The sequence below is a fragment of the Pseudomonadota bacterium genome, from assembly GCA_018823135.1.
Lineage (GTDB): Bacteria > Desulfobacterota > Desulfobulbia > Desulfobulbales > CALZHT01 > JAHJJF01.
The window spans coordinates 1-9,415 of the sequence record JAHJJF010000060.1; the positions used below are offsets into that span (position 1 = coordinate 1).

Consider the following 9,415-nt stretch of genomic DNA (forward strand, 5'->3'; position numbering starts at 1 on the left):
ATCATCAGGGCAGAGGTCGTTACAGTCAGGGGTGCCGTCATTATCACTGTCCGTGTCTGCAACACCGCAACCGCAGGTTCCAGGCTGAATTTTCATAGGATCTGATGGACACTGGTCGTTGCAGTCAGGGGTGCCATCACCATCACTGTCCGTATCTGCTACTCCGCAGCCACAGGTTCCAGGCTCAAGCTTGTTTGAATCGTCTGGGCACAAATCAAGGCAATCTGCAACGCCATCATTATCAAAATCGGTATCCATTACACCGCAACCGCAGGTTCCAGGCTCGGTCTTATTTGAATCATCCGGGCATTGGTCAAAACAGTCTGCGGTGCCGTCATTGTCACGATCACCTTCATCTGTGGCGCCATTACAGTTATTATCCCTGCCGTCACACACTTCCGGTGTTGCTCTATCAAAAGGATCACAGGTGTTATTTCCCCATTGTCCGTTGGTACAGCTTTCAAAACCCCAATTCCCAGCGCAGGCACCCACTCCGCAGAAGGTCATATTCACCAGGCCGTCATCCACCAAATCGTTACAGTTGTCATCGATATCATTGCATATTTCTGGTGCGTTGGGATGTACATTTGGATCAGTATCATCACAATCCACATCGGAAGTATAAGTATCCCCGTCAATATCCTGGGGCTGGCCACTAGTTATTTCCAGAGTGCCTGCAAGATAAATATCACTTTTAGTGTTTACCGCGTCAGGATCTGACTGGATGAGATAAAATTCCGCCTGGGTTGATATATCGCTGACCACGATAGTTATTATTGCCGTTTCATCTGCCGACAAAGCAAAATTCCAGCCCTTGGCCATTGATGCATCATCAGGAACATCAAGATACTGATTGTCCAAATAATCGTAAAACACCTGATTATCCAGTGTCCCCGCTTTAAAATTTGAAAATATATCCCCAAAATATGGATACCCTCGATCGCCAAGATTAGTTGAACCGAACCCCGGCTCATCTATCTCCCAAATCAGGCCCGATGGGACGGTGCCCACTGCATCTCCTGTTACATTATTGGGATCATCAACATCAGGATCAGAACCCGGTTCAAAAATATCATGATCAAAATATGCAATCACCTGATGGGACCCTTCCCCGGTAATCGTAATAATAATGGTCCCCAGACCTGTTGAAAAATCAAACCCGGCTGCGTTAATCGACGCAGGTAATTCTCCAAGGTTGTTGATATTGTCAAAGTCGCAAGGCCCTTCTTTGCAGTATGTTGTCCCATCTATATTAAATCCCCAGTCAAACAGGTCTTTAACCGCATCCGCTGCATAACCGGATGAACTACCCAGTAATAAAAATCCTATCGCTATTATGACGGGTAATATTTTCTTCATCTTTAGTCCCCCTTTCGCTTAAAAATCTCTGCCCTCTGAACCAGCTTCTCCCGACGAAAAAATATGCTGCAGCGGAAGAGGCCTAACAGCTTCTCCCGCTGCGCATATTGTAAAAAACTACACTAACTATTACCTGCTGCGTCTGTCGGTAGTCGGCAGGGTTTCCGAATCCGTGCCGAAGATGGAATCAACCAGGACTGAAGAGCCGCATCTGCCGCAGTCTGCTTCAATCAAAGAATCTGTCCATGTTTCAACGGAACATTTTCTTGATACGGTTACCGTTCTCTTCCGTTTGCCAATCTTGGTCTGCATATTAAGATCGGTTCCGGAATTTACCGCATCCACGTACATGCTGAATCCGCTTCCGGTTATGCTGACCACGCCGTCGCTACAAGCCACCGAATCAATTGTCACATTCGGTACAACCGAGAGATTCACGGTGTTGCTTGTCTTGTCGGCTTTCACAACCTGCACCCCCCAGTTTCCTGGAGCCAGATCGGCTGGGGTCATGAATTCAAGAGAAGTTGTTGAAATGACTACAGGATTGACTGTTACTGTTGAATCATCAGATGCCGTCAATCTTACCGCCGATGTCAACTGTATAGGACCGCTGGGACCCTGAACCGTATTGGTAAAACCAGCACCCTCCAAGGTCAGCCGAACGCTTTTCCCTTCGATAATATTTGAAGAGCTCAGTGATGACACATCCGGCACAACCGGTCCTGAATATGGCGCTGAGGACATAGCTGTAAAGCCATGACAACCCCAGCAGTCGTCATTATGGCCGATATGACCCCAATAAGCATTTTCCCCTCCGGGAACAATTTGATTCAGATTAGTAGAATTGTCAGAGTCATATTGGATATTATGAAGGGATGCGACGCCGTGACATTTCTCACAACGTCTGATCCTGGCATTTTCCTTTGCCAACGGATCATGACAGAGTACACATTTTGTCGAGTCGAGAAACAGGCCGGTACCATGATGAGTCTCGCCATTGGTTTTCACGTCAGTGCCGGTTGCCCCGTCAATTCCCGAATCATGGCAGAATTCACATCCGCCTTCGCCGTTGCTTCCTGTTCCGGTTCCGGTACGGGGAGTCACCAGGGAAGGATTATATGTGGGGATATAATGTCCGTCGTTGGGATTATCAATCGGTCCATGACAGGCCTTGCAATCATCCTGCTTTGCTGCGGCGGTCAAGTGATGAACCGATGCTCCTCCGGCAATCTGTTCATGGCAGAGAAGACAATCCCTGAAAGCCACCAATTGATACGTGGAGGTATTTGGATCCCACATCAGGTTGTGACAGGTCAGACATTCATATGCAGGATCACCCGATGCGCCGTTTGGCGCTGCGGTGGGATTAGGCAGAGGTCCCGTGCCTACAAGAAGATGATGGCGATCCGGGATAGTCCCGTTCGGATCTTCATGACACACCCTGCAATTAGTTTCTTCAAGATTATTAAATACACCGTCCGGTATTCCGATATTTTGATTTACCGGCGGCGGCGGAACATCTGCCCAGCTTGTTGCCGCCATTGTCAGCACAAGCATTAATGCCAGTTTAAGACTTGTTATTTTACGCAGCATAATATTCTCCTATTTTTGAAAGTTACCACCTGAAAATGAATCTTGAATGCCGATTACAACTTGAGGCATAACCTGTTAATTTCATATAATTTTCACACAAATGAAGACTTCATTGTCGTTCTGTTATAGTCACCTCCTTACTGTTTGATTTTTTTAAATAAAAGTTTTCAAAATCCCATAAAAAGCATGCATACTTTTTATAACTCGAAACTCTGATCATCTTAAGTGACGTCCAAAATGGCTTCCGTAAGCCCCACCGCGGTTATTTTTTGTTTTCAAATTTCAGGTGCCCCTGACACCCTCCAGAAGATCTCTCCATGAAATATTTAAATCTGCTTTTGAAAACTTGAATGTGAGTATCAATTTGAGAAGCGGCGCCTTGAGACACACCGTCTTATCGCGACTCTTTCTCCATAATATGCATGAAAATAATTCCTATAAAATCTGCCCCAGCACATGTCCAACTTCTGAATAAAAATCGGCGGGCAATCCGGATGAATGCGGACGGCAATTAGCCACTAAACCGCCTCAAACGGATTATTCTTAAGTTTTCTGAGAATGGTATTTTTGTAAGTTCCGGTGTGTTTTGTTCTTTTATTCGTAGCGGTAAGCCACACACACGGATATGAGAAAATTAGCCAGATGCCGTTCGTTCCTTTTGAGCCATGCCGGGGAATCAAAGTCAAGAAAATAAACGTGACTTCTCTGTTTTGTTAGCAAAAAATATTATTTTAAAAATAATTTATCCCCCATTAAAACGATAGGCCAAGCCTTCTCGGCATGTCATTTACAATGAGGTTTTCGGGAGATACAGAACAAATCATAAAGGAATGAAGAGATAATTTGACAAATAGCCAGTAAGTTCCGCGGCACGCTTTTTGCTAATCAGAACATTAGTTAGGCATAATCTTAGAATACTTTAATTTACTAAATTATTCCCTTGTGAAACATACTGAAAAAGACCACCCTCTAAAATACACGGGAACCGAAAAAACAAGCCCTTACGTTGTAATAACTCTCCAAAAAACGTCCCACATCAGCACCTATTGACATACAGGAATTTCCCATGTAAAAAGCACTTTGCCAACATACATTATTAATGTTTTAAATTTGTTAAATCATTAAAAGGATAACAAGCTGTTATCTGCACCTGGACTCCTGGTTTTCTTTCATACCAAGAGGTATGGTCTGATATCCGAAAACATGGAGGCTCATATGGACAACTGGCTTGTTGCAACGATTCTGGCGCTTTTGATCTATGGATTATGGGGCTTTTTCCCGAAACTCGCGGTCACCTACATAAGTCCGCAAAGTGCCCTGGTGTATGAAGTCCTTGGCGCGATGCTCGTAGGCATCCTGGCCCTGGGTCTTGTCAAGTTCCGGCCTGACATTCACCCCAAAGGAATACTCTTCGCAGTGCTCACCGGGATCGCCGGCATGGCCGGCACCTTGTTTTTTTTCATTGCGGTGCAGAAAGGCAAAGTCTCGGTGGTGGTGAGCATGACTGCCCTCTACCCTTTGATTACAATTCTGCTGGCAGTATTGATCCTTCACGAACCCCTGACCGCAAAACAGATAACCGGAATGGCCTTTGCCCTGTCTGCGATTTATCTCCTGGCTTCATAACCCTATCCTAATCAATAAAGATCCAGGCTTGATTTATCGCCCATGCCGTGCTAAAAATCCTTTTTTGTTAGAATGATATACTTGATTGCCAACAACTTCCGCGGAAAGGAAAACATCCCCATGCTCGAACTTCGCTATATCAGAGAAAATCTTGAGTTTGTCAAAGAAAAAACCGCCCATCGCGGCCTTGACACAACGCATATCGACACCTTTGCCGCGATAGATGCCAAGCGCCGCGAACTGCTCACCGAAAGCGATACCTTGCGGAACCAGCGAAAAACCGCCTCCCAGGAAATCGGTCAACTCAAAAAACAGGGTGCTAGTGCCGATGCACTGATGGAAGAAGTTCGCGGCATCGGCGACCGCATCAAAGACATTGAAACCCAGCTTGCCGGATTTGAAGAACAGGTCACTGAGATCGTCATGAACATCCCGAATATCTGCCACGATTCCGTGCCTGCCGGAAACGACGATTCAGATAATATCGAGGTCAAAAAATGGGGCACGATCCGCCAATTTTCCTTTGAACCAAAAGCCCATTATGAAATCGGCGAAATGAACGGCACCCTGGATTTTGAACGAGCTGTAAAACTGTCCGGCGCCCGTTTTGCGCTGCTCAAGGGTTTTGCGTCAAAGCTCGAGCGGGCGCTCACCAATTTCATGCTTGATCTCCACACCCAGAGACACGGTTACACCGAAGTGCTGCCGCCATTCCTGGTCAACACGCCCACCATGACCGCAACCGGCCAGTTGCCAAAATTTGCCGAGGATCTTTTCAAGGCTGAAGGCTGGGATCTCTGGCTGATTCCCACCGCCGAGGTGCCGGTGACCAATATTCACCGCGATGAGACGCTTACCGAAAAAGAGCTGCCCATCAAATATTGCGCCTACACCCCTTGTTTCAGGTCTGAAGCCGGATCCCACGGCAAGGACACCCGGGGACTGATCCGCCAGCACCAGTTCGACAAGGTAGAGCTTGTCAAATTCACCACCCCGGAAACCTCGGACCAGGAACTTGAATCCCTGCTGGCTGATGCCGAAGAGGTCCTGCAATTATTGAATCTGCCCTACCGGGTGGTGACCCTGTGCTCAGGCGATCTGGGTTTTTCGGCCAACAAGACCTATGACATCGAGGTCTGGCTGCCGGGACAAAATACCTACCGGGAGATTTCATCCTGCAGCAATTTCAGGGATTTCCAGGCGCGCCGCGGCGGCATCCGCTACCGGCCCAAGGGCGAGAAAAAAAGCGCCCTGGTGCATACTCTGAACGGCAGCGGCCTGGCTGTGGGCCGAACCCTGGTGGCGATCTATGAAAATTTCCAGAATGAAGACGGCACGGTGAATGTGCCCGAAGTCCTGGCGCCGTATTTCGAAAAACGCTTTTAAACAATGGCGCCAGAAAAGTCTTCTTTCCTCCTTAAGGAAGAAGTGGATCCCATCTGGAAAAAACTGAAGATAGATGTGGGCAAGGCAACCGAACGCTGCCTGCATTATGTCCAGGCCTGCATGTATAGAAGATCCTTTGACAGGACCAATTAATCACGGTATTCTAATATTCTTATGTCTCAATCTGATCATATTGCATATTACTCCAACCATCTGGTGCATCAGCTTGAATGTCTCCCCACAAGCCTGACAAATACCCAACCCTAATGATTCAATCAATTTCTCTTTTCAATAATATATTATCCACACACATCCCAGCGAAACGGAGCATCCAATTCAAATGGGGAAAAACCCAACAATATCGCATACTTTTTCTTGATCTAAACATTTCTTGTAATTTTACTCAGTTAAAAAACTGACTTACATATGAACTGCAATAAAAGTCATTACCAGACAATCGCAATAACCGAATAACATTTATTTCATGAGGGACAAAAATGGTAAAAAAGAATCAAAAATCTTCGTTGTTACTGTACAGCCTTTTATTGTTTTTCTTTGTATTAAGTCTGCCGGCCTGCAACAGTAGTGACGACCCTGTCACTACTGATAATACAGGCACTGTTACTGGTACCGTTGCTGACGCTGCAGGAACACCACTGTCCGGTGTGGCACTCAGTGCCGTTGACCTGAACGCTGCATCAAGTTCCGTGGCCTCAGCAGCACAGGCAATCAGCTCAGCCGTAACCACAACCGATGCCACGGGTCAGTTCAGTCTCAGCATGAATGAAACCTCACGGGCACTGCTGACCTTCACCTTAAACGGTCATGTGCTTACGGCTCAAATAACTCCGATCTTAAAAGGCCAGACAGTAACCCTTGAGGCCGTCATGGCGGCAGAGGGTGCTACCAGCACTCTGGATGCAACTGTCGGAGGCACGGTGACCCATAACAACGGATCAGTTGTTATCGCCCCGAATACTTTAGTTGACGCGGACGGCATCGACTTTATCGGTCAGGCTGATGTTGCAGTAACAACTTTTGATCCCACCACGGAATCAGATTTCAAAGCCTTTCCGGGCGAGTTTGAAGGGCTTGATGAGAATCAGCAGACAGTCCCATTCATGTCTTACGGATTCATGGATATTACCCCCACGGATCAAAACGGAGATGCCCTTCAGCTTAAAGAAGGATCAACTGCTGCCATCATCATTCCAATCCCGCTTTCTCTTCGATCCGGATTTACTTCACCTCCCGCCACCATGCCGCTGTGGTATTTTGATCCTGATCTGGGCCTGTGGATTCAGGAAGGCACATTAACCCTGAACAACGCATGGGACGCCTATGAAGGCACGGTTGGACATTTTTCCATATGGAACGCCGACCACCCCTATGACCGGGCTTTTGTCTCCGGACGTGTAGTTGACGGCAGCGGAAACCCGATCGCCGGAGCAGTTGTCGTGGTAAGAGGTGTAACCCCGAGAAATAACTGGTCAGTCCGGGTTACAACCGCAACTGATGGGACTTTCCCGTCCACAGGCACTCTTCCCGTTGAGGCCGATTCCCGAATAGACATATGGGCAACCAAAGGCGGCATCAGCAGTACAGCCGTTCGATTTACAAGCGGTGGCGCGAGTTCGAGTCAAGTCCTTGTTGATATTATCCTGGATGCAGCGACATCCTCTACCAGTCCCTACATGAGTACCACCTTATTAGCATCCAATGGTTTTGATTTTTCTGAGAATCTCATGGTCACATCCAGCGACACCAACTCAGACGGGTATCCCACCTTCTGGGATCCAACCACCCTCAATCGCACCGGTGCCTGGTGGGTGCCGACCAATGCCGGCGGTTCCACCGACTCCTTTTTTGCTGACATGGGCCCAGTTACAATGGAAAGCGTTACCGAAATCCCTGCCGCCTGGGATGCTTGGGCGACGATACCATCTCTGACCAAAGGAAATGTTTATGTGGCCAAATGTGTTGACGGGCATGTCAAGTTCAAGGTTATTGAACTGATCGTCCCCGATAATCCGCATGGCGAATTAATCCTGGATATCCAGTATTACTGGTCTGCGACAACTACCTTTGCAGACTAACCATTCTGTCGCGCAACGAAAAATTTTCCAAAATTAAATGAAAAAAGCCCCGGCAGGTAATATCCTGCAGGGGCATATTGAAGTGAATGACAGGAAATTGATTTTTTTTGTACTTCATAAAAATTCCGGCGCGATGCCTAAATCCTAAATCAACCGATCACCCCCTTGTGACGATATCAACACACCTCCAACTCGTTTTCATGAAATACATTTCAGCATAGTGGGTTTATGACTTATTGTGGTGCGATTAACAAAATTGCGACATAATACCCTTTCCCCGGCGTAAATTTTGAGGGGACAATCCATCTTTGTTGTAAGAGTTCAACAATATCGTTTTTTATTATAATTCTTCTTTTCTCCTGATGTTTTTTCCATACAATGAGGTATAAATTCATATCAATTGAAAAACTTGGTGGTCTCGTACAAAGTCGCTGTGGCAAAAGGTCCACCACATAAAATCAACAGGTACAATGCAAGTCGCATGAAATCAGTCTTTTGCCGATTTCATCACAACTTAATTTCATTCTATCAACCAGCTTAATCAAACTCGGAGAACCAACCATGACAGATAACGAAATCCCCAGAGGGGCAATACTTCAGCGAGACAAAGAAACCTACGCCATCGTGCCGCGCATCCCGGTGGGCATGGCAAAGTTGGAAAACCTCGAACGTATCGTAAAAGTCGTTAAAAAATACAAGATCCCGATTATCAAGATCACCTCCGGCCACCGTCTCGCCCTGGTGGGGATAAAAAAAGAAGAGGTGGATCCCATCTGGGAAGAGCTGAAAATGGATGTGGGCAAGGCAACCGAGCTCTGCCTGCATTATGTCCAGGCATGTCCCGGAACCGCAGTCTGTAAATTCGGGCTGCAGGATTCTTTAGGACTCGGCATGGAACTTGAGGAAGTTTTCCAGGGGATGACTCTTCCGGCCAAGGTCAAGATCGGCGTCTCAGGATGCCATTTCTGTTGCGGCGAAAGTCTTGTCCGGGATATCGGTGTGATCGGCAAGAAAACCGGCTGGAACGTCGCTTTCGGCGGCAACGCCTCGCACCATCCGCGCATCGGCGATGTTATCGCTGAAAACCTCTCGAAAGATGAGGTTATCGCTCTCACCCGGCGCTGCCTGGAATATTATGCGAAAAACGCCAAGAAGAAAGAACGCACCGCCCGTTTCATTGACCGCATCGGCATTGATGCGTTCAAAGCGGCGGTGCTGTAAGGCTTTTCATTGTTTTGTGATCACCCCTCACTTTCAGCCGGAGCCAATCAGGCCGAAAGGGCTTTCTGCTGAGGTGCCTCGTGAAAGGCTCGAAATGCGAAGCGATCATGGCGTCCCATATTTCTGCCTTTTAA

General features: G+C 47.2%; 7 protein-coding genes. 5 read left to right on the top strand and 2 right to left on the bottom strand.

Features of this window, described 5'->3' with window-relative positions:
• Positions 1-1,359: hypothetical protein (locus KKE17_05730; GenBank protein MBU1709487.1), on the bottom strand; the 1,359-nt coding region annotated here is incomplete at its 3' end.
• Between the two features lie 129 nt (positions 1,360-1,488).
• Positions 1,489-2,952 (bottom strand): hypothetical protein, encoded by a 1,464-nt coding sequence (locus KKE17_05735; protein ID MBU1709488.1) that lies wholly within the window; start codon positions 2,950-2,952, stop codon positions 1,489-1,491.
• Positions 2,953-4,167: 1,215 nt separating this feature from the next.
• On the opposite strand from KKE17_05735, the gene KKE17_05740 reads away from it, so the two are divergent.
• The 5 genes from KKE17_05740 (at position 4,168) to KKE17_05760 (ending at position 9,281) form a co-directional block, all read left to right on the top strand.
• A complete protein-coding gene (locus KKE17_05740; GenBank protein ID MBU1709489.1) occupies positions 4,168-4,578 on the top strand; it encodes an EamA family transporter in 411 nt (136 codons plus the stop codon).
• 120 nt (positions 4,579-4,698) lie between these two features.
• The gene (gene serS, locus KKE17_05745) at positions 4,699-5,964 is read left to right on the top strand and encodes a serine--tRNA ligase (GenBank protein ID MBU1709490.1); all 1,266 of its coding nucleotides are present in this window, start codon (positions 4,699-4,701) and stop codon (positions 5,962-5,964) included.
• A 3-nt stretch (positions 5,965-5,967) separates the two neighbouring features.
• Positions 5,968-6,117 carry a hypothetical protein gene (locus KKE17_05750; GenBank protein MBU1709491.1) on the top strand — a complete coding sequence of 50 codons (150 nt, stop codon included), beginning with the start codon at positions 5,968-5,970 and terminating at the stop codon, positions 6,115-6,117.
• 344 nt (positions 6,118-6,461) lie between these two features.
• Complete coding sequence (locus KKE17_05755; GenBank protein ID MBU1709492.1) at positions 6,462-8,060, top strand: hypothetical protein; 1,599 nt, start codon at positions 6,462-6,464, stop codon at positions 8,058-8,060.
• Between the two features lie 561 nt (positions 8,061-8,621).
• The gene (locus tag KKE17_05760) at positions 8,622-9,281 is read left to right on the top strand and encodes an NAD(P)/FAD-dependent oxidoreductase (GenBank protein MBU1709493.1); all 660 of its coding nucleotides are present in this window, start codon (positions 8,622-8,624) and stop codon (positions 9,279-9,281) included.
• Positions 9,282-9,415: the final 134 nt, after the last annotated feature.